Genomic DNA, 20,343 nt, shown 5'->3' with positions numbered 1-20,343 from the left:
AGGGAACGGAGCGGGATGGGCGACCGACCGGAGGTTCCGGGAAGCACTAGGGGGCCGTGGCCGATCAGAGCTCTTCTCGTCAGTGGCTTGGTGGTCGCCGCAGCGGCAGGTGGCTGGTTCGTCCTCGGCTCGGGGTCGGACGGTGGCCAGGCCGGCTGCGAGGAGCTGAGCCGTGATGCACGTGTGCGGACGGCTCTGGGCGACGCTCACCGGCCGGACATGACATGCGAGGAGTTGGGCCGGGCCATGAAGGAGGCGGCCGTCCCCGCGCCTTCTGGCACCCCTGCCTCTTCTGAGGACGGGCACACCCGGGAAGCCGCCGCTGCGATGAAGAACATCCTGCTGGCCGTGGACGACGACATTCGGCGCAGGGGGCAGCTGGACGTCGACGCTGCCCTGCGACAGCCCTTGGCGGAGTCGCTCGCCGCCTACAGGGACGTCAACGTCCTGCTCACCGATCCGACGGACTCCGTCTACGTGCGGGAGAGTCTCTTCTCACGCGGACCGTGGGAAGCGGACGACGGCTTTCACATGGCGGTGAACGACGACACGCTCGTACGGGTGATCAGGGCCGTGTCCGTGGACCCGGCGGCGTACGCGGTGGTCCGCAAGGCGCAGACCTCCTGGGAGGCACGGCGGCTGGCCGAGTCCCCGGCCGGTTCCGAGGCGCTGCGGTGGAGCGTCGGCGCCCGTGCGCTGGGGAAGCTCGACGGCGTGGCCGCCCATGTGCGGGACGGGCTCGCTCAGGAGGAGGCCCGGGAGTGGAACGCCGCCGTACAAAGGGAGTTGAGCACCCGGACACCCCCGCGGAAGGGTGCGGAGGCAGCGCCTGCCGCCGAGCGGATCGAGCGGGCCTGGCAGCGCGCGCTCGCCCGGGCACCGGAGTCGGAGTGGGACACGGTCGTGGAGCGCCAGTGCGCGGTGATGCTCGACGCGGCCGGTCTCGCCGCGGCCACGGACCAGTGCCTCAGCAACGCGTCCGGAACCGCCTCACGTGCGCTGAGAGTGCTGCGCGCGGTTTGACCTGCCGTACGGGGCCCGGCCGACCGGTCGATGGCCGGTCCCCGCCCCCGCGGCGGGTGACGGAGATAATCTGCGACGGGGCGATGAGCACGTTCCCGCAGCGCGAGAGAGAGGCAACTGATGGGCACCCAGCAGGAGAAGGACGAGCTGTACGCACTCGACATCTCGGGGGTGGAGTGGCTGAGCGCCCCCGGGACGGAAGAGGCGGAGGAGCGGGTGGAGATCGCTCATCTGCCGGGTGGAGCCGTGGCGATGCGGTCCTCGCTGGATCCGGACACCGTGCTGCGCTACACGGAGGCCGAGTGGACCGCCTTCGTGCTGGGGGCGCGGGACGGGGAGTTCGACCTGAAGTAGCCGGCAGGGCACGCGGGAGGGGCACGCTCACGGTGGAGCGTGCCCCTCTCGGCCGTCCGCACGCGGTGGTGCGAAGGGTGGTTCAGTACGCCTCGGTGAACAGGCGCGAGGACTTGACGTCCGTGGAGCGGTAGCTGTCCTTGCCGTTCTCGATGATCTGGGCGACCAGCTTCAGGCGCTCGTGCATGTCGTCGGCACGCTTCTTGTACTTGCCCTGGAGGATGACGTATTCGGCGTGCGCCTCGCCGTCCCAGGTGCCGGTGACGACCTTGAGGGCGGCGTCCATCTCGCGCAGGTCGTCGGTGATGTTCTTCGAGACCGCGCGGATGCGGTTCGCCATCTCCTGGACGCTGTCGTACCTGACCTTGGTGTTGCTCGGGTCCCCTGCCATCAGTGTTCTCCCGTGTGTGCGGTGGTGTGGATGTGGTGGGACGGCTCAGATGCCGTTGAGCGCGGAGCTGTTCTTGGCCTTGTTGAACGCCGCGTAGACCTCGTCGTCATTGGCGTTGCTGAGGTTCTTGGTCTGGCCCACGGCGTCCAGGAGCACCTGGAGAAGGCGCCGGATGACGTCGTGGTCCTCGTTGACCTTGATCTGCGCGGACGCGAATCCCGCGGCTCCGACACCCGTCCAGCCCGCGCCGGCGGTGGCGAGGATGTCGGCGAGTTCCCGGGACTGCCGGGACACGGCGTTGGCCGTCTCGATGATCCGGTTCTGTGCCTTGATGACCGGATCATCGGCCAGTCCGAAGTTGGCCGAGGGGTTGGGCGTGCTCATCCGAGGTCCTCTCTCTCGCTTTCCGGACCTGCCCGCGCGACGCGGGCAGGTTCTCTGTCCCCCGTGTGATCCGGATAAGGAGTGGGGTTCAGGCAGGTCCCTGAGGTGCGTGGCGGTGTTCCCACGCCCTGGACATCGGACTCGGCCACTTCTCGTTCCCCCATCACACACGTGAAGTCTGCTACCACCCTAGCCACTTCGTCATCTCACCCCAACTGCGCTTTGTCGGGAGAGAGCTACCTCACCCGTCGCCCTTCTCAACGCAAAGCACGCCGTCGCCGGACATCGCGGACGACGGTCGCGGTGCCCGCCACGACGGAGACCAGGACGGCCGCGAGGACGAGCGCGTAGGTGGCGTAGCGCTCGCTGCGCTCCTGCGACGTCTCGGACATGGCCAGGTGGGCGGGCTCGGGCGCGGGGGCCTTCGGCAGGGGCGGGTCGGGGCGCGGGGACGGGATCGGGATGTCGTCCTTGTCACCCGCGAGGGCGCGGACCGGGTCGACGACGCCCCATCCGACGAACGCGTCATGGCCGGTGATGGAACGTTCGGCGGTCTGCTCGATCCGCGCGATGATCTCGGCGGGCTTCCAGGTCGGGTACTTGGCGACGAGGAGGGCGGCCACCCCGGCGACGTACGGGGCGGAGAAGCTGGTGCCGTTGTCGCTGCACTGCCCGAATCCGGGGACGGTGGAGATGATGTCGACGCCCGGGGCGGCGACCCCGACGAACTCGCCGGCCTGCGAGAAGGCCGCCCGCTCGTTGTTGCGGTCGGAGGAGGCGACGGCGAGGACTCCGTCGAAGGCCGCCGGATAGGTGTTCTTCTGCTTGCCGTCCATGCCGTCGTTGCCCGCCGACGCGACGACCACGATGTCCGCCTGGATCGCCCGTGCCACGGCCCTGCCGAGCGCCGAGTCGGCGGTCAGCGGTTTGGTGGTGTCCTGCGAGATGTTGATGACATCGGCCTTCTCGGCGATCGCGTGGTCGATCGCCGTGGCCATGGTGGTGTCCTTGCCGCTGTTCTTCTCGTCGTTCTGCCGGATCGGGATGATGGTGGCCTCGGGGGCCAGGCCCACGAATCCGGTGCCCTTGGCGGGGCGCGCGGCGATGATGCCGGCGACCTTAGTGCCGTGGCCGATCCTGTCGCCGGTGCCGTCCGCCTTGCCGCCCTTGAGGAGGTTGCGTCCGGCACTCGTGTCGACGGCGGGCTTGAGCTGTGGATTGGCGTTGTCCACGCCGGTGTCGATGACGGCGACCCGGACGCCCTTGCCCTTGGTGTCCTGCCACAACTCGTCGAGCAGGACGCGCTGGAGCGACCAGGGCCGTCCCTCGAACTGCTTCTTCATCGGAAAGGAGCACTCGCCACTGCCGTCGATCCCGAGGTCCACGGCGCCGGGTCCTTCGACGGCGTAGGCGGCGTGCGGCACGGCCAGGACCGCCAGTGCGGCGGCCGTCACCACCGGCAGCCGTGCGGTCATCCGGTCCAACATCTTTTCCTCTCCCCCGAGTTGTACGTTCTCACGCGTCCGGCTCGTCGGCCGGTCAGGAGCCCTGCGGCTGGCGGGCGCTGTTGGTGTCGAGCCGTGGCCCCTTGGACAGCCAGTCCGACCACTCGATCGGGACGAGCGAGGGCGTCACCTTCTCGTAGCCGAGGCGGATCTGGGCCTGGCTGGGCTCGGGCCGTCCGTCCTGGGACTTCTGGCCCCCGGTGCCGATGTCGGAGCGCTCGGCGTCGCTGTCGCCGTTGGCCTGTACGGCGTACCGCAGTCCGGTGTCGGTGACCAGGAACAGCGAGCCGTCCGGGCGGGTCTGACCGGTCCGCATCTGGGTGTAGAGGAGTCCGCTGCCGGGGGTGACGTAGGTGCTGGTGCCCCCGGCGTTGATGTCGGCCGGGTAGGCGGTGCCGGCCCAGGTGGTCAGCGTGGTGCGTCCGCGCTCGTCGACCTTGGTGAGCACGTTGCACACGGTGTCCCGACCGCCGCTGCCACCGGTCGAGTTGACCTGGGTCGCCTTCCGTTCGGGCCAGCGCTCGCCCTGCCCTGCGAACGGCTGCCCGTCGGGGACGAAGTCCTGGAGTCCCACGGCGCGGGCCTCGCTGTTCAGGTTCAGCTCGGCGGTCTGCGGCGAGTTGATGAGCAGCCAGGCGGTGAACTCGGAGATGGGCTGGGCCTTGCGCTCCAGGACCACGTAGTGCTGGGTGCCCTCTCCGGTACGGGTCTTCAGCACCATGCCGACCTTGTTCTCCTCGGCGGAGAGTTGCCCCTGGACGCCCGCGGGCGCGCCGACCGTGCCGGGGATCTGCGGGAAGGCGACGGGGCTGCCCTGGTGGAGGGTCGCGAGCCAGTCGTCGGTGACGGGCTGCGGCGTGCGGCTGCCGACCAGCGCGTTGGTGAGCATGCCGTTGTCGGCGGCGGTCTCGTCCACCAGGTACTTGGTGCCGGTCGCGTCGACGAGATAACGGGCCTTGCCCTTCTGCCCCTGTACGTACAGCACCTGACCGCCGCTGAGCCGCTTCGTGCCCTCGGTGAGCTTGTTGTCGCGGCCCGCGAAGACGAAGGCCGCCTTCTGCACGGTGTTGCCCTTGCCGCCTGGCTGTACGCACACGGCCCAGCGCTTGGCGGTGCCGGCGTCGGTCGACTCCGGCAGCCGGTCCGGCGCGTACGGAATGCCGAGGATCGGGCCACGCGGCGGCTTGCCCGCGTCCAGGATGTTGTCGGCGACCTGGACGACGCCGAACTCCTGCGGGGTGAGCAGCAGCCGGGCCGAGGCGAGGTTGAGCACGGGGTGGAGGAGTTTCTTGCGCTCCTTGCCCTTGCCGGTGGGGAGCACCACGTAACGGGTGGTGGACTCCTTGCCCACGATCACCTTGGATCCGGGCTCGTCCCAGCCCTTGGGGGCGGTCGGCTTGAACATGCCCCAGGCGCCGAATCCCGCCAGGACCAGCGCACCGACGATCAGGCTCGGCATGACGGCCCGCAGCGGCCGGGGAGCGCCCTCCTCGGTGCCGGTGGCCGACGGTTGGAGGAATGCGGCGACCGTGCGCTTCTTCGCAAAGGTGTACGCGTTGAGCTCATCCCGCCGTGATGCCATGAGTCTGTCTGTCTCCCGTGTCTCCCCGCGCGGCCCGGGAGCGGGCGATGCCCTCGCTCCCGTGCCGGACCCCGGATGCCGGACCCTGCTGCCGGACCGGCCCCCTACTATGCCTGCTGACGCCGGGCCCCGGTGGGCCGGGTAGGGTGATCCAGCCGCCAAGCCCCATGCGGGGCAGGGGCGGTCGGGTTGACTTGGGGCCTTACGAACGGGGGAATGCCGGAATGATGGCTTCCGCAACGCGGACACGTCAGGCCGGGCGCGGGGCCTCCGCGAGGGCCCGGCGGACCGGGGCGCCACCGGAGCGGCGCCGTGGCGGGCGCTCGGCCGCCCGGGGGGCGTCGAATGCCCCCGGCGGGGCCGGCGGACCGGCCGCACCACGACTGAACGGGCGTGCCGGACAGTTCGGTTCGTTCCGATTGCAACAGCTCGTACTCATCGAAATCGCCGCCGGTCTGCTGCTCACCTCCTGGGTGATCGATCCGCTGCTGCTCGCCCCGGCCGGGGTGATCGCGGCGGTGCTGGTGCTGCTGGCCGTGGTCCGCAGGCACCGCCGGTCGCTGCCGGAGTGGCTGAGCACGGTCATCGCGCTGCGGGCCCGTACCCGCCGGGCGGCCGCGTCGACGCTGCCTCCGGACACCGAGCCGGGGCTCGCGCCGGCCGTCGAGTGCGATCCGGCGCTGCGTACGCGTTCCTTCAACGACGGCGACCGGCGGCCGGTGGGGATCATCGGTGACGGCACGTTCGTCACCACGGTCGTGCAGGTCGAGTCGGACGCCACCGCTCTGCGGCCCGACCGCTCGGCGCATCCGCTGCCGTTGACACTGATCCGGGACGTGCTGGAGGTCGACGGCATCCGGCTGGAGTCCGCGCAGGTCGTCCAGCACACCCAGCCCGCTCCCGCACCGCACCTCCCGCCGCAGTCCGTCGCGGCGCGCAACTACGCGCCCTTGCAGGCCCAGACCGGTTCCCCGGCGCTGCGGATCACCTGGATCGCCCTGAAGGTCGACCCGGAGCTGTGCCCGGAGGCCGTGGCAGCACGCGGGGGCGGCATCGTCGGCGCCCAGAAGTGCGCGGTACGGGTGGCGGACCAGCTGGCGAGCCGGCTCACCGGCGCGGGTTTCCGGGCGACGGTGCTCACCGAGCAGGAGCTGACGTCCGCCATCGCCACGTCGGCCTGCGTCAGCCCGATGGCGATGACGCACGCCAGCCGCGCCGAGACGCCCGGCCGGCGGACCCAGGAGACGGCGCGCACGTGGCGCTGCGACGACCGGCGGCACACCACCTACTGGGTGGCGCGCTGGCCGCAGTTGGGCGGCGGCGGTGCGTCGATGCCGCAGCTCGTGGCGCTGCTCACCTCGCTCCCGGCGCTGGCCACCACCTTCAGCCTGACGCTCGCGCAGGGCGCCCGCTCCGAGGTCTCGGTCACCGGCCACGTCCGGATCACCGGCCGCAGCGACGAGGAACTCGTCACCGCACGGCATGAGTTGGAGCGCACCGCACGCGGCGTGAAGACCGCCCTGGTGCGTCTGGACCGCGAACAGCTGCCCGGCGTCCTCGCCACGCTGCCGCTGGGCGGAACCCGCTGATGCCGGCGGCGAAGAAGGCGGAGAAGCACGCAGTCATGGTCACCGGGACGTACGGGAGCAGGTACTGATGTCCACTCCGACGAGGCCCACCCAGACGGTCAGCCGCGCCCGGCGCGGTTTCGGGCTGATCGGTCCCCGCCGCGGCCGCCACGCGGTCTCCCTCGACGAGCTGGCCTCGCTGGGACTGCCGGTCGGCGACGACGGCACGGTGATCGGGGTCGATGCCGAGGGCCGCCCCGCGGTCCTCGGCATCAACCGGCCCACCCCGTACGAGGTGACCCTGATCGGCGGCATCTGGACCGCGCAGGTCCTGGCGTTGCGCGCCGCCGCGACCGGGGCCCGGATCGCGGTGGAGACCGGCCGGGCCCAGGCCTGGACCCCGCTCGCGCAGGCGGCGGGCGGCGGGCAGCCGTGCATCTCGCTGCACGACGTCGGCCGGGTGCCGCCGCAGGGTGCTTCCGCCGGTTCGCCGGTGGTCGTCGTCCGCGACTGCGGGATGCGGCCGCCGCGCGGCCGGGTGGTGTCGGGGCCGTGGCAGTCCGTGGTGACGCTGCTCCCCTATCTCAGCCCGGTGGCTCCGCGGCTGATGAAGAAGTCGGCGCTGGTCGGCGTCCAGCGGGTCTCTCCGGACGAGGCGGCGCAGATCGGCCGCATCATGAACCTCTCCCCCGCCGAGGCCCAGGCGCTGTCCACCTTGGCCGACGGCGTCACCCTGTGGTGCACGGACCGGGACCGCCAGTTCGTGATGACCCAGGCCACGGACGCCGAATCAGGGCTGCTGGGCACCGCGCGCCGGATGGACTGAGCGGGCGTGGGCCTCCGCTCCGGCCCGGTGGCGCTCGTCCCCGTCCCGATCGACTTGTGCGGGTCCTGTGGGGAACTTCGCGCGCTCGTGCCGCTCTTGGCCCCATCTCGTACCGCTCCCTGTTCGCTCCTGGTCGGCCGGTGACGTAACGGACAGGTTGAGCGATGCCGAACGCCCTGCCTGAGTTACCCGGATGGCGATTAGGGTGGGTGGGGCGCGGCACAGGAACCTGCGAGCAGGCGATGCGCGTCGCAAGGGGGAGAGCCGGGCGGACCGGACATCGGGAGCGGTCGCCCCCACCCACCACGGCACAAGGGTGCTCGACCACACCAGGAGGCAAAGTGAACGGCGATCGGGACGAGATCCGCGGCGGATGGGACATGCCCGTCGACGAGTCGTCCGACGCGGATCCCGCCGAGATGACGGGTGAGTTCACCATCGACTACACCCCTCCCGCCTGGTACACGCAGAACGCGGCGGGGGACTCGTCGGGGGGAGCGGGCTCGCACCTCGCGCCCCCTCCGCCGCCGGTCGGGACGCCCGTGTCCGCGCCGGACCCGTCGGCGGCGCCCGGCGGCTTCGACCCCAACTGGGCGCCCGCACCGCCGGCACCGGCCGAGCCCGCCGTCCCCGCGGCTCCGCAGGCCCCGGCCTCCCCCGCCGTACCGGAGACGCCGCACACCCGGACCCCGGCCGACCGGACGCCGGCCGCGCAGACGCCGGCTGCCCCGGCCGCCGGGACCGGGGATTCCGGTCCGTTCGGTGGCGGCGATGTGGAGAGCGGCGCGACGATGCGGTTCTCGCCCGCCGCGCTCAAGCGGGAGATCGCGGAGCGCGAGGCGGAAGCCGCAGCCCGGTCCGGGGCCACCGCCCAGCCCGGTTCCGAGTCCGGTTCCGGGGCTGACGCGGAAGGCGCGTCGGCCGGGGCGAAGGACAAGAACGACCAGAAGGCCGACGCCTCCGTCACGTCCTCCGAGGACGCGTCGCCGTCCGGTACGTCCGGTGCGCCCTCCGAGCCGTCCGTCTCCCTTCCCTCGCTCAGCGACACGGACTCCGCAGCCGCTTCCCGTACGGACGGGGGCGCCGCGGATTCCGAGGGCGGCGGGGCGACCGGCGCTGCCGGCACGAGCACCGACGAGGTCCCGGGCCCCGTCGACGCGACCGCTCCCGACGCCGTTCCGGACGCCGGCGCGCAGGACGCCGCGCCGCAGGATGTGCCGCCGCCCGCCGCCGACGCCCCGCAGGCCGCCGCCGCACCGGTGCCGTGGTCGCAGCCCGCGCAGGGCGGCGCGCTGCCGCCGCTGCCGCCCGCCTTCCAGCCGGCCGCTCAGGCGCCCTCCGCGCCGCAGCCCGCGGCGCAGTGGCCCGGTTCCGTCCCGGCCGCCGAGGCACCCGGCGGCTACGGATTCCCGCAGGCGGCCCAGGCACCTCAGGCACCCCAGCCGCCGCACCAGCAGCTGCCGTACCCCGGTCAGCCGGGCCCCGGTCAGCCGCTGCCGCCGCAGGCCCACCCCCAGGCCCCCCAGGGCGCGGGCGGTTACGGCTTCCCGCCGCAGGGCGGCTACGGCTTCCCGCAGACCGGCCAGCCCGGACCGCAGGGCCAGCCGAACCAGCAGGGCCAGCCCGGGCAGGTCCCCCACCAGCCGGGGCAGACGCCCAACGCACCCCAGGCCGACGCACCCCAGCCCAACGCGCCCTTCCCGGCCCCGGGCACCCCGAACCTCCCCGCGCCCGTCGCCCCGCAACAGCCGGGTGCGTACGGGCAGCAGCCCCCGGCCCAGGCCCAGCCGCCGCACCAGCAGCAGCACCCTGTCGACCCGCGTACGGGCGGAGCCTGGCCCACCCCGGTCGCGCACGACCAGCGCGAGCGGTCGGTGCCCGGCGCCCCGCTCGGGTACACCGCAGCCGTCGAGCTGTCCTCCGACCGGCTCGTGCGCGGCAAGCAGAAGGCCAAGAGCAGCCGTAACCCCTCCGCCGCCTCCCGGTTCAAGCTGGGCGGCAAGAAGGAGGAGGCCGAGCGGCTGCGCAAGCTGGAGCTGATCCGCACCCCGGTGCTGTCCTGCTACCGGATCGCCGTCATCAGCCTCAAGGGCGGTGTCGGCAAGACCACCACGACGACCGCGCTGGGTTCGACGCTGGCCACCGAGCGGCAGGACAAGATCCTCGCGATCGACGCCAACCCGGACGCGGGCACGCTGGGCCGGCGGGTGCGCCGCGAGACCGGGGCGACCATCCGCGACCTGGTCCAGGCGATCCCGTACCTCAACTCGTACATGGACATCCGGCGGTTCACCTCGCAGGCGTCCTCCGGTCTGGAGATCATCGCCAACGACGTGGACCCGGCGGTCTCCACGACGTTCAACGACGAGGACTACCGGCGCGCGATCGAGGTGCTCGGGAAGCAGTACCCGATCATCCTCACCGACTCGGGCACCGGGCTGCTCTACAGCGCGATGCGCGGGGTCCTGGACCTCGCCGACCAGCTGATCATCATCTCGACGCCCTCGGTCGACGGCGCGTCCAGCGCCTCCACGACGCTTGACTGGCTCTCGGCGCACGGCTACGCCGATCTGGTGCAGCGGTCACTCACCGTCATCTCGGGCGTCCGCGAGACCGGCAAGATGATCAAGGTGGACGACATCGTCCAGCACTTCGAGACGCGCTGCCGCGGCGTCGTCGTCGTGCCGTTCGACGAGCACCTGGCGGCGGGCGCCGAGGTCGACCTCGACATGATGCGGCCCAAGACCCGTGAGGCGTACTTCCACCTCTCGGCGCTGGTGGCCGAGGACTTCGCGCGGGCCCAGCAGCAGCAGGGACTGTGGACGGCGGACGGCCAGAACCCGCCGCCGCAGTACGCCCCGCCGATGCCCGGACAGCAGGGCTACCCGGGACCGGGCCAGCAGGCACCGGGCCAGCCGATGCCGGGGCAGCCGGGCGGCCACGGCCGGCCCGGAGCGGGCCAGCAGGTTCCCGGTCAGCCGATGCCCGGTCAGCAGCCGTACGCACCGCAGCAGCCCGGCCCCGGCCAGCCCTATCCGCCGCAGCAGCACCCCGGACAGCCGCAGCCGGGGCAGCAGCCGTACGCCCAGCAGCCCCCCGGTGGGCAGCCGCCGTACGGGGGACAGCCGCCGTACGGGGGACAGCCGCCGTACGGGGGACATCAGGCGGCGGGTCAGCCGGGTGCTCCACAGGCCCCCTACCCCCCGCAGGCGGCACCGGGCGGACCGCAGTACGGGTGGCCCCAGTCGCCTCCCCCGCAGGCCGGCCCGGGTGCGCCCGGAGCCGGCGCGCCGCACCAGGGGCAGCCGGAGCAGCAGGGCGGACAGGGCAACCCGGCAGGCCAGCCCGATCTGCACGGTCCGGTGCCCCCGGACGGCTGGCAGCAGACGCCTCCGCAGCCGCCGCCGGCACCTCAGCAGTAGGCCGGCGGCAAGGCCGACAGCAGGCCGAAGTGGTTGAGACCAATGAGGGCTCGCACCGTTCACGCGGTGCGAGCCCTTCCGTATTCCCGCAGCCCACACACGGTTTGACACACCGTTGACGAGCCTCGACCGCCGCTGATAGACCTTCGCTTCACCAACTGGCGAACCAGAGATCTGCCCGCCTTCTCCCAGCGAGTGATGACGCGAGGTCCCCGTCCATGGTCACAAGAGTCCCCACCAGCTCCTCCCGGCCACGCCGACGTCTGCGCCTCCTGCTGGCCTCCGGCGCGGCCGCCCTGGCGCTCACGGCCGGGTCCGTCGTGCCCGGCAGCCTGCTCGCGCCCGCGCCCTCCGAGGCCCGCGCCGACGACGCCAGGACGACGCTCACGGTCGCCGTCGCGCAGAGCGTCGACTCGCTCAGCCCGTTCCTCGCGCAGCGGCTGGTCAGCACGAGCATCCACCGGCTGATGTACGACTACCTCACCAACTACGACGCCAAGGACAACAAGGCGATCCCGGGCCTCGCCACCGCGTGGGAGCCCTCCGCGGACAAGCTGACGTGGACGTACACGATCCGCACGGACTCGAAGTGGTCCGACGGGCAGCAGGCCACCGCCGAGGACGCGGCCTGGACGTTCAACAAGATGATGACCGACGAGGGCGCCGCGACCTCCAACGGCAGCTTCGTCGGCAACTTCGAGACGGTGACCGCGCCCAGCAAGGACAAGCTGGTCATCAAGCTCAAGGAGCCGCAGGCCACGATGGCCGCGCTCGATGTGCCGATCGTCCCGAAGCACCTCTGGGAGAAGGTCGACGACTTCTCGAAGTTCAACAACGACAAGGAGTTCCCCATCGTGGGGAACGGTCCGTTCATCCTGACGGACTACAAGGTCGACAGCTATGTGAAGCTCAAGGCCAACAAGGACTTCTGGCGCGGTTCGCCCAAGTTCGACGAGCTGGTCTTCCGCTACTACAAGGACCAGGACGCGGCCGTGGCCGCCCTGCGCAAGGGTGAGGTCTCCTTCGTCGCGGGCAGCCCCAGCCTGACCCCGGCCCAGTCCGCCTCGCTGGAGAACGCCCCGGACATCAAGGTGAACGACGCACCGGGCCGGCGCTTCTTCGCGCTCGCCGTCAACCCCGGAGCCCGTACCAAGGACGGGAAGAAGTTCGGCGACGGCCACCCGGCGCTGCTGGACCGGAAGGTGCGGCACGCGCTGTTCATGGCGGTCGACCGCAAGACCATCATCGACAAGGTCTTCCAGGGCCACGCCGTCGAGGGCGAGGGCTACATCCCGCCGCGCTTCGGCGACTACTTCTGGAAGCCGTCGGCGGACCAGAAGCTCTCCTACGACCCGGCGAAGGCCGGAGAACTGCTGGACGAGGCCGGGTACGAGAAGAACGGCCAGGGCAAGCGCGTCGGCAAGGACGGCAGGCCGCTCGACTTCCGTATCCTCTGCCACGCCACCGACCCCAACGACAAGGCCATCGGCAAGTACCTCCAGGAGTGGTGGGGCGAGCAGGGCATCGGACTGAAGGTCGACTGCCTCGACAACGTCTCGGACCCCTGGTACGCCGGTGAGTACGACCTCGCCTTCGACGGCTGGTCCGTCAACCCCGACCCCGACTTCGTCCTCTCCATCCACACCTGCGCCGCCCTGCCGTCCAGGGCGAAGGAATCGGCCGCGACCGACAACTTCATCTGCGACGAGCAGTACGACGAGCTCTACAAGAAGCAACTGGCGGAGTACGACCCCGCCAAGCGGGCGGATCTGGTCAAGCAACTGGAGTCGCGGCTGTACGACACCGGGTACATGAACGTCATGGCGTACCCGAATGCCGTCGAGGCCTACCGCACCGACCACATCGAGTCCATCACCACCATGCCGTCGGCCGCGGGCAACATCTACGGCCAGGACGGCTACTGGAGCTGGTGGTCGGCGGTCCCGGCCGCCGGGGCCTCCTCGTCCGGTTCCTCCGACTCCGGTGGCAGCTCCACCGGGGTGCTCGTCGGGGTCGGGATCGCCGTCGTCGTCCTCGCCGGTGGCGGACTCCTGTTCGCCATGCGTCGCCGCTCCACCGCGGAAGACCGTGAATAGTCCATGAGCTCAGAAAGCACTCCCGCGCTGGTGAAGGGCGCGGCAGGCGTGGAGAGCACGGAATCCGGCGGCCCGGCTCCGGCCGGGCCGTCGGCCCGCTCCCCGCGCTCCCGCGGTACGGCCGCCTACGCCCGCTACGCGGCGGGCAAGCTCGGCGGGGCGGCCGTCTCCCTCTTCGCCGTCCTCGTCACCAGCTTCTTCCTCTTCCGGCTGATCCCCGGCGACCCGGTCAAGCAGATGACCGGCGGCCGGCAGGTGTCGACCGAACAGATCGCGGCGATGCGCCGCGAGTTCGGGCTCGACCTGCCGCTGTGGCAGCAGTTCACGCAGTACTGCGGCAAGGCGCTGACCGGCGACTTCGGTACGTCGTACCAGTTCCGCGCCCCGGTCGTCGACAAGATCGCCGAGGCGCTGCCGGCCACCCTGCTGCTGACCGGCACCGCCTTCGTGATCTACACGCTGCTCGGCATCTGGCTGGGCGCCCGCTCCGCCTGGCGCAACGGCAGTGCCGGGGACCGGACCAACACCGCGTTCGCGCTGACGCTGTACTCGGTGCCGTCGTTCTGGCTCGGTCTGCTCCTCATCATCACCCTGTCGGTGGGCATCGGCCCGATCCCGGGGCTCTTCCCGACCGGAGGCATGGAGTCAGGCGACACCGAGGGCTTCGACCGGGTGCTGGACATCGCCCACCACATGGTGCTGCCCGTCATCACGCTCGTCGCCGTGGAGTACGCGCGCACCCTGCTGGTGATGCGCTCCTCACTGCTGGACGAGATGGGCAGCGACTATCTGACGACCGCCCGCGCCAAGGGGCTGCGGGACGACCTCGTACGCCGGAAGCACGCCGTGCCGAACGCGATGCTGCCGACGGTGACGCTGCTCTTCGTGAACCTCGGTACGACGGTGGCCGGGGCGATCCTGGTGGAGACGGTGTTCTCCTGGCCGGGCCTCGGCGGCCTCTTCTACCAGGCACTGAGCGTGCCCGACCTGCCGTTGGTGCAGGCGCTGTTCTTCGTGTTCGCCGCCGCGGTGATCCTGATGAACACACTCGCCGATGTGATCTATCCGCTGCTCGATCCCCGGGTGGGCCGATGACGACGTCGATGGAGAAGCCCTCACAGCCCCCCGGGGATGTCCGGGGACAGAGCCCGCGCGCCCTCACCCGGGCCCGGCGGCGCCAGGCCGTGGCCCGCTTCTGGGGGCAGTACCGCACGCACCGCGCCGGTCTCGTCGGCCTCGCCGTGCTGGCGGTGATCGCCCTGCTCGCGCTGACCGCCCCCCTGCTGGTGGGTGCCGACTCGCAGAGCGTGACCCATGCTCCGGGCCGCCCGATGGAGGCCCCCAGCGGTGAGTTCCCCCTCGGCACCGACCAGTTCGGGCGCAGCCTGCTCGCCCTGATGCTGTGGGGAACGCGGGTGTCGCTGACCGTCGGGCTGCTCGCGGCGTTCCTGTCGGTGGCCATCGGCACCCTGGTCGGGATCACCGCGGGTCACTTCAAGGGCTGGTACGCCACCGTCGTCATGCGGGTGACGGACTGGTTCCTGGTGATGCCGACGCTGGTGCTGGCCATCGCCCTGGCCACGGTCCTGTCCCGGTCGGTCTGGACGACGATCCTGGCGATCGGCGTGACGACCTGGCCGACGACCGCCCGGCTGGTCCGGGCCCAGACACTGTCCGTCGAGTCCCGCCCGTACATCGAACGCTCCCGGGCACTCGGCGGCGGACACGGCCACATCATGTCGCGCCACGTCCTGCCCAATGTGATGCCGCTGGTGCTGGCCCAGACCACGCTCGTGATCTCCACCGCCATCCTCACCGAGGCGACCCTCGCGTTCCTCGGGCTCAGCGATCCCACGATCGTCTCCTGGGGCGGTCTGCTCCAGGACGCCCGCGAGGCCGGCGCGGTCAGCTCCGGCAACTGGTCGTACCTCGCTCCGCCCGGACTCGCCATCGCCGTCGTCGCCCTCGCCTTCACGCTGTGCGGCCGCACGATCGAGTCCGTGCTCAACCCCAAGCTGGGGGTGTCCCGTTGACCGCCACCACCACGACCACCACGCCGAACCCGGACCCGTCCGGCCCGCCCGACGCGACGAAGCCGGTCGGCGATCCGCCGCTCCTGGAGGTGCGGGATCTGACCGTCACCTACGGCATCGGGAGCGACGCCGTCCCCGCCGTACGAGGGGTCGATCTGCGGGTCGAGGCCGGACAGAAGCTCGGCATCGCCGGGGAGTCCGGCTGCGGCAAGTCGACGCTGGCCCTCGCGCTGCTGCGGCTGCTGCCCGCGACGGCCACGCTGTCCGGCGAGATCCTCCTCGACGGCGAGGACGTCCTGACCATGAAATGGGGGCGGCTGCGGGCGGTCCGCTGGGCGGGCGCGTCGATCGTCTTCCAGGGCGCGATGCACTCGCTGAACGCCGTGCACCGGGTCGGCGACCAGATCGCCGAGCCGATCCTGCTGCACAGCAGGGCCACCCCCGCCGCCGCCCGCAAGCGGGCCGGTGAGCTGCTGGAGCAGGTGGGGCTGCCCGCCGCCCGCGCCCAGGCCTATCCGCACGAGCTGTCCGGCGGGCAGCGCCAGCGCGTGATGATCGCCATGGCGCTGGCCTGCGATCCGCGCCTCATCGTCGCGGACGAGCCGACCACCGCTCTCGATGTGATGATCCAGGCCCAGATCCTGCGCCTGATCGAGCAGCTGGTGGCCGACCAGGACGTCGGACTGATCATGATCAGCCACGACCTCGCGGTGCTCGCCGACACCTGCGACCGGCTCTCGGTGATGTACGCGGGCCGGGTCGTCGAGGAGGGCCCCGCCCGGCAGGTGTACACGGACGCCCGCCACCCGTACGGCAAGGCGCTGTCCGCCGCCTTCCCGAAGATCGGGGACCTCTCGTCCCGGCACGCCCCGCGCGGCCTGCCGGGCGATCCGCCGGACCCGGCTGCGCTGCCGGGCGGCTGTACGTTCCATCCGCGCTGCCCGGTGGCGCTCGACTCCTGCGCCACCGGGGACCAGGAGCTGCGGGAAGCCGGGGGTGAGCGCCGGGCGGCCTGCGTGCTGGTGGACGCGGACCGCGCCCAGCCCGGGGACGAAGAAGCAAGGAGCACCCCATGAGCACCACCACTCCTCCTGTCGGCACCGCTCCCCTCCTCAGCGCCGAGACGCTGAAGGTGGCCTTCCCCGGCCGGCGCGGGGCCGCCACCGCCCGTGCCGTCGACGGCGTCGACCTCGACATCCGGCCCGGCGAGATCGTCGCGCTGGTCGGTGAGTCCGGCTGCGGCAAGACGACGCTCGCCCGGTCGCTGCTCGGCCTGGTCCCGCCCACCTCGGGGCGGGTCACCTTCGGCGGCGCCCCGCTCGACTACTCGGGCCGGGCGCTGAAGGCGTACCGCAAACGCGTGCAGCTGGTCCTCCAGGACCCGAGCGGCTCGCTCAACCCGCGGCACACGGTGTACGACGCGGTGGCCGAGGGGCTGCGCATCCACGGGTACGCCGGGGACGAGCGGGCTGCCGTCTCCGGGGCCCTGTCCCGGGCCGGGCTGCGTCCGCCCGAGCGGTTCTTCCTGCGCTTCCCGCACGAGCTGTCGGGCGGTCAGCGCCAGCGCGTCGTGATCGCCGGGGCCCTGGTGCTGGAGCCGGAGCTGATCGTGGCCGACGAGCCGGTGGCCTCGCTGGACGCGTCGGTACGGGGCGAGATCCTGGCGCTGCTCCTGCGCCTGAGGGACGAGCTGGGGCTCTCGGCGCTGGTGGTCACCCACGATCTGGGGCTCGCCTGGAACATCGCGGACCGGGTGGCGGTGATGTATCTGGGCCGGATCGTCGAGACGGGCCCGGTCGAGCAGTTGCTCACGGCCCCTCAGCACCCGTACACCCGGGCTCTGTTGTCCGTACTGCCGGAGGCGGAGGGCGAACCGGTGGTGCTGGCGGGCGAACCGCCGGACCCCTCGAAGGTGCCTTCCGGCTGCCGGTTCCACGTCCGCTGCCAGGTGCTGGCCTCGGGCGAGGCGGAGCGGGCGGGGGTGGCGGAGGCCTGCCGCACGGTGGATCTGCCGGTGCTGAACGGGAGCGGGGACACCCAGGTGGCGTGCCACTGGGCGGCGGCGTGCGGCGGGGAGGACTGAGGGCCAAGGGGAGGGGGCGAGTTCCGCCGACCTTGGCCGGAGCGGACGGAGTTCCGCGTCAGCCCCGGCCGAGGACGCAGAACTCGTTGCCCTCCGGATCGGCCAGGACGACCCAGGGGACGTCCCCCTGGCCCCAGGTCGGCCCGTGTCGCGCCGAGACCTTCGAGCCCGGCAACCTCCGTTGCCTGATCCTCGTCCGGGCCGGGCCTCACATCGTGGTGGACGTGGCTCCATGCGATCTCGTCGTCCGGCGTACGGCGGAACTCCAGATACGGCCCGACGCCCTGGACGGAGCGCGGCAGAGCGCGGTCGTCGGCCAGCTCGTGGACGGTCCGGTCGATCGCCTCGCCCCAGAGCCGGGCCATCGCCCGCGGGTCGGAGCAGTCGACGACCACGGCGGCTGTCGGCCCGGTGTCCCGGTAGAGCTCTCGCGGTTCCAGGACGCGGAAGACGTCGCCTTCCGGGTCGGCCGGCCGGTCCATGTCGCCCCGGCCCGCGTCGGTGGTCGTCGCCCCGGGCTCCTCAAGGCGTGCGACCCTGTTCGCCGGCCGTAGAGGTACCTGCCGACGGGGCGGAGGAGATCGCCGACGAAGGTGTGCACCTGCGGGTCGTCGGCACCGGCGCCGATGCCGCCCTCCGCCGCCTCCGCGTAGCCGTCGAGCGAGGTGGCCGTGGCGTGGATGAGCTCGGCCCCGGCGTCTCCTTCGGACAGGGGCGCGTGTCCGCCGCCCGTGCCCCGACCAGTGCCGTGGCAGGCAGCGTTTGCCCGTCAAGGAGTGGCGTCCGGTGCGTGCTCCCGGTGTGCCGGCCGGAAGCCCTCGTACCGGACGTACTCAGGGTTTCGGCCGGTGCGGCGTGAGTGCGTGCCGGGCGTCGCGACGGGGCGAACGTCTCCGGCCACGGCACTAGCTTGCGGGGGCCTGTCCGCCGTGATGGATCGCCCCCGTCAGTTCGCCGAGCGGGCGGCCCGTGCCGCCCCAGCGGTGCTGGATGATCTCGGCGGCTATGGAGACCGCCGTCTCCTCCGGCGTACGGGCTCCGAGGTCGAGGCCCACGGGTGAGGCGAGGCGTGCGAGGTTCGCCTCGGCCACCCCGGCCGCGCGCAGCCGGGCCAGCCGGTCGTGGTGGGTGCGGCGGCTGCCCATCACCCCGATGTACGCGGCGGGCGTGCGCAGGGCCGCGACGAGCAGGGGCACGTCGAACCTGGGGTCGTGGGTCAGCACGCAGATCGTGGTGCGGGCGTCGACCTCGGTGGACTCCAGGTAGGTGTGCGGCCAGGCGCGGACCACCTCGTCGGCGGTGGGGAAGCGTTCCCGGGTGGCGAAGGCGGGGCGGGCGTCGCAGACGGTGACGTGGTAGCCGAGGAACGAGCCGATGCGGGCGGTGGCCGCCGCGTGGTCGATCGCCCCGAAGACGAGCATGCGCGGCGGCGGGGCGTACGTCCGCACGAAGACGGCGACCTCCTGCATCCGGCGCTGGCCGTGCGCTCCGTACCGCTGGATGCCGGTGAGCCCCTGAGCCAGCAGGCCTCGGGCGTCGTCGGTCACGGCTGCGTCCAGCCCTTCGGTACCGAGAGTGCCGGTGGTGGGCCCTGCGTCGGCGGGGCGGACCACCAGACGGGCTCCGGTCTCCGCCTCGCCGGACAGAACGGTGGCCTCGGCCACCGGCCGGTCGGCGGCGATCAGGTCCAGCAGGGCCGCGAGCTCCGCCCGCTCGCCCTCCGAGGCGTACGCGCGCACCAGGACCTCGATGGTGCCGCCGCAGGTCAGCCCGACACCGAACGCCTCGTCGTCGCTGATCCCGTACGACACCACGCGCGGCCCCGCCCCGGCGAGCACCTCGCGGGCGACCTCGTACACATCGCCCTCGACACAGCCCCCGGAGACGCTGCCGACGACCGTGCCCGCCGCGTCGACGGCCAGCACGGCGCCGGGGTCGCGGGGCGCGCTGCCGTGCACGGCGACGACGGTCGCCAGGGCGAAGGGGATGCCGTCGGCGCACCGGGCGCGGAGGGCGGGCAGGATGTCGCGCACCCTGTCAGCATCCGCCCTGCCCGGGCGGAACGCACGGCCGACGGGTGCGTCAGTGGGCGCGGTCGTACGCGGCGGTCAGCTCGCTGGAGCGCTTCACATCGGCGGCCATGGCGACCAGGAGGTCGTCGATCGAGTCGAACTTCAGCATGCCGCGGACGTACGCGAGGAACTCGACGGCCACGTGCAGTCCGTACAGGTCCAGGTCGACCCGGTCGATGGCGTACGCCTCGACGGTCCGCTCGGTGCCGTCGAACTGCGGGTTCGTGCCGACCGAGATCGCGGCGGGCATCGACTCGCCGTCCACCTCCAGCCAGCCGGCGTAGACGCCGTCGGCGGGGATCGCGGTGTGCGGCAGGGTCTCGACGTTGGCCGTCGGGAAGCCCAGCTCCCGGCCGCGCTGCGCGCCGCGCACCACGATGCCCTCGACCCGGTGCGGGCGGCCGAGGATCTCGGCGGCCCCGGCGACGTCGCCCTCGGCGATCAGCCGGCGGGTGAGCGTGGAGGAGAACGGCTGTCCGCCGCCCGCCTCGCCGGTGACGTACAGGTCGATGACCTCGACGGTGTAGTCGTAGGTGGTGCCCAGCTCGGTCAGAAGCGCGACGTTCCCCGCGGCCCGGTGGCCGAAGCGGAAGTTGGGGCCCTCGATGACGGCCTTGGCGTGCAGCCGGTCGACGAGGACCTTCGCGATGAAGTCGGCGGGCGACAGCTTCGAGAACTCGGTGGTGAACGGCAGGATCAGCAGGGCGTCCACGCCCAGCTCCGCCATCAGCTCGGCGCGACGGTGGTGCGGGGCGAGCAGCGGCGGGTGGCTGCCGGGGCGGACGACCTCGCTGGGGTGCGGGTCGAAGGTGACGACGACGGACGGAACGCCCAGCTCACGGGCGAGTTCGACGGCCCGGCCGATAATCAGCTGGTGTCCGCGGTGCACGCCGTCGTAGGAGCCGATGGTGACGACGCTGCGTCCCCAGTCCTGGGGGATGTCCTCCAAGCCACGCCAGCGCTGCACTGTGACCGCTCCTCGCCCGAACCTGTGTACGTGTGTA

The 20,343-nt window shown here is 72.1% G+C and carries 17 protein-coding genes and 1 pseudogene; 11 read left to right on the top strand and 7 right to left on the bottom strand.

The features are described 5' to 3' along the window. Positions 1-87 precede the first annotated feature (87 nt). Together IG90_RS40830 and IG90_RS0127115 are read left to right on the top strand one after the other, a co-directional pair. Positions 88-1,023 carry a hypothetical protein gene (locus tag IG90_RS40830; RefSeq protein WP_157846350.1) on the top strand — a complete coding sequence of 312 codons (936 nt, stop codon included), beginning with the start codon at positions 88-90 and terminating at the stop codon, positions 1,021-1,023. A gap of 120 nt (positions 1,024-1,143) precedes the next feature. Then, on the top strand, positions 1,144-1,377 hold the full coding sequence (locus IG90_RS0127115) for a DUF397 domain-containing protein (RefSeq protein WP_030085280.1): 234 nt from the start codon (positions 1,144-1,146) through the stop codon (positions 1,375-1,377). An 82-nt stretch (positions 1,378-1,459) separates the two neighbouring features. Here IG90_RS0127115 and IG90_RS0127110 read toward each other — a convergent pair whose 3' ends face one another. The 4 genes from IG90_RS0127110 to eccB form a co-directional block, all read right to left on the bottom strand. After that, positions 1,460-1,768: a WXG100 family type VII secretion target gene (locus IG90_RS0127110; RefSeq protein WP_030589884.1), complete on the bottom strand. Its 309-nt coding sequence runs from the start codon at positions 1,766-1,768 to the stop codon at positions 1,460-1,462. 45 nt (positions 1,769-1,813) lie between these two features. Further along, the gene (locus IG90_RS0127105) at positions 1,814-2,152 is read right to left on the bottom strand and encodes a hypothetical protein (RefSeq protein ID WP_030589882.1); all 339 of its coding nucleotides are present in this window, start codon (positions 2,150-2,152) and stop codon (positions 1,814-1,816) included. Positions 2,153-2,409: 257 nt separating this feature from the next. Further along, positions 2,410-3,639 (bottom strand): type VII secretion-associated serine protease mycosin, encoded by a 1,230-nt coding sequence (gene mycP / locus IG90_RS0127100; RefSeq protein ID WP_030589880.1) that lies wholly within the window; start codon positions 3,637-3,639, stop codon positions 2,410-2,412. 52 nt (positions 3,640-3,691) lie between these two features. After that, positions 3,692-5,239, bottom strand: coding sequence for a type VII secretion protein EccB (gene eccB / locus IG90_RS0127095; protein WP_030589878.1), 1,548 nt, complete (start codon positions 5,237-5,239; stop codon positions 3,692-3,694). 227 nt (positions 5,240-5,466) lie between these two features. Between eccB and eccE the strand changes: the two genes are divergently transcribed. The 8 genes from eccE (at position 5,467) to IG90_RS0127055 (ending at position 17,267) form a co-directional block, all read left to right on the top strand. Next, positions 5,467-6,828 (top strand): type VII secretion protein EccE, encoded by a 1,362-nt coding sequence (gene eccE / locus IG90_RS0127090; protein WP_078585417.1) that lies wholly within the window; start codon positions 5,467-5,469, stop codon positions 6,826-6,828. Between the two features lie 67 nt (positions 6,829-6,895). After that, a complete protein-coding gene (locus IG90_RS0127085) occupies positions 6,896-7,633 on the top strand; it encodes a hypothetical protein (protein WP_030589874.1) in 738 nt (245 codons plus the stop codon). Between the two features lie 341 nt (positions 7,634-7,974). Next, positions 7,975-11,055, top strand: a complete 3,081-nt coding sequence (locus IG90_RS0127080) for an SCO5717 family growth-regulating ATPase (protein ID WP_030589872.1) — start codon at positions 7,975-7,977, stop codon at positions 11,053-11,055. A 218-nt stretch (positions 11,056-11,273) separates the two neighbouring features. Continuing rightward, entirely contained in the window at positions 11,274-13,151 is a 1,878-nt protein-coding gene (locus IG90_RS0127075) for an ABC transporter substrate-binding protein (RefSeq protein ID WP_030589869.1), read from the top strand. A 3-nt stretch (positions 13,152-13,154) separates the two neighbouring features. Next, complete coding sequence (locus tag IG90_RS0127070; RefSeq protein ID WP_030589866.1) at positions 13,155-14,246, top strand: ABC transporter permease; 1,092 nt, start codon at positions 13,155-13,157, stop codon at positions 14,244-14,246. After that, complete coding sequence (locus IG90_RS0127065; RefSeq protein WP_030589864.1) at positions 14,243-15,184, top strand: ABC transporter permease; 942 nt, start codon at positions 14,243-14,245, stop codon at positions 15,182-15,184. Before IG90_RS0127070 ends, IG90_RS0127065 begins: the two co-directional genes overlap by 4 nt. Continuing rightward, positions 15,181-16,260 (top strand): ABC transporter ATP-binding protein, encoded by a 1,080-nt coding sequence (locus IG90_RS0127060; RefSeq protein WP_030589860.1) that lies wholly within the window; start codon positions 15,181-15,183, stop codon positions 16,258-16,260. The genes IG90_RS0127065 and IG90_RS0127060 overlap by 4 nt, the downstream gene beginning before the upstream one ends. After that, complete coding sequence (locus IG90_RS0127055; RefSeq protein ID WP_030589857.1) at positions 16,257-17,267, top strand: oligopeptide/dipeptide ABC transporter ATP-binding protein; 1,011 nt, start codon at positions 16,257-16,259, stop codon at positions 17,265-17,267. Before IG90_RS0127060 ends, IG90_RS0127055 begins: the two co-directional genes overlap by 4 nt. Positions 17,268-17,325: 58 nt before the next feature. Here IG90_RS0127055 and IG90_RS44400 read toward each other — a convergent pair. Continuing rightward, positions 17,326-17,608: pseudogene (locus IG90_RS44400) on the bottom strand (VOC family protein). Between IG90_RS44400 and IG90_RS46155 the strand changes: the two are divergent. After that, the gene (locus tag IG90_RS46155) at positions 17,492-17,821 is read left to right on the top strand and encodes a hypothetical protein (protein ID WP_233436089.1); all 330 of its coding nucleotides are present in this window, start codon (positions 17,492-17,494) and stop codon (positions 17,819-17,821) included. The pseudogene IG90_RS44400 and the gene IG90_RS46155 overlap by 117 nt on opposite strands. Before the next feature lie 351 nt (positions 17,822-18,172). Here the strand turns inward: IG90_RS46155 and IG90_RS0127045 are convergent, their stop codons facing one another. Further along, entirely contained in the window at positions 18,173-19,300 is a 1,128-nt protein-coding gene (locus IG90_RS0127045) for an XdhC family protein (RefSeq protein ID WP_030589851.1), read from the bottom strand. Positions 19,301-19,349: 49 nt separating this feature from the next. Beyond that, positions 19,350-20,306, bottom strand: coding sequence for a bifunctional riboflavin kinase/FAD synthetase (locus IG90_RS0127040; protein ID WP_030589849.1), 957 nt, complete (start codon positions 20,304-20,306; stop codon positions 19,350-19,352). Between the last annotated feature and the right edge of the window lie 37 nt (positions 20,307-20,343).

The organism is Streptomyces anulatus (genome assembly GCF_000721175.1).
Lineage (GTDB): Bacteria > Actinomycetota > Actinomycetes > Streptomycetales > Streptomycetaceae > Streptomyces > Streptomyces anulatus_C.
Note: the sequence above shows the minus strand (reverse complement) of the source record. Positions and strands in the feature narration are given on the sequence as shown.

Excerpts from the sequence above, each read along its gene's own strand:
- IG90_RS0127065 (WP_030589864.1), top strand. The coding sequence starts at position 14,243 with ATGACGACGTCGATGGAGAAGCCCTCACAGCCCCCCGGGGATGTCCGG.
- IG90_RS0127115 (WP_030085280.1), top strand. The coding sequence starts at position 1,144 with ATGGGCACCCAGCAGGAGAAGGACGAGCTGTACGCACTCGACATCTCG.
- mycP (WP_030589880.1), bottom strand. The coding sequence starts at position 3,639 with ATGTTGGACCGGATGACCGCACGGCTGCCGGTGGTGACGGCCGCCGCA.
- IG90_RS0127105 (WP_030589882.1), bottom strand. The coding sequence starts at position 2,152 with ATGAGCACGCCCAACCCCTCGGCCAACTTCGGACTGGCCGATGATCCG.
- eccB (WP_030589878.1), bottom strand. The coding sequence starts at position 5,239 with ATGGCATCACGGCGGGATGAGCTCAACGCGTACACCTTTGCGAAGAAG.
- IG90_RS0127055 (WP_030589857.1), top strand. The coding sequence starts at position 16,257 with ATGAGCACCACCACTCCTCCTGTCGGCACCGCTCCCCTCCTCAGCGCC.
- IG90_RS0127085 (WP_030589874.1), top strand. The coding sequence starts at position 6,896 with ATGTCCACTCCGACGAGGCCCACCCAGACGGTCAGCCGCGCCCGGCGC.
- eccE (WP_078585417.1), top strand. The coding sequence starts at position 5,467 with ATGGCTTCCGCAACGCGGACACGTCAGGCCGGGCGCGGGGCCTCCGCG.
- IG90_RS0127070 (WP_030589866.1), top strand. The coding sequence starts at position 13,155 with ATGAGCTCAGAAAGCACTCCCGCGCTGGTGAAGGGCGCGGCAGGCGTG.
- IG90_RS0127110 (WP_030589884.1), bottom strand. The coding sequence starts at position 1,768 with ATGGCAGGGGACCCGAGCAACACCAAGGTCAGGTACGACAGCGTCCAG.
- IG90_RS0127075 (WP_030589869.1), top strand. The coding sequence starts at position 11,274 with ATGGTCACAAGAGTCCCCACCAGCTCCTCCCGGCCACGCCGACGTCTG.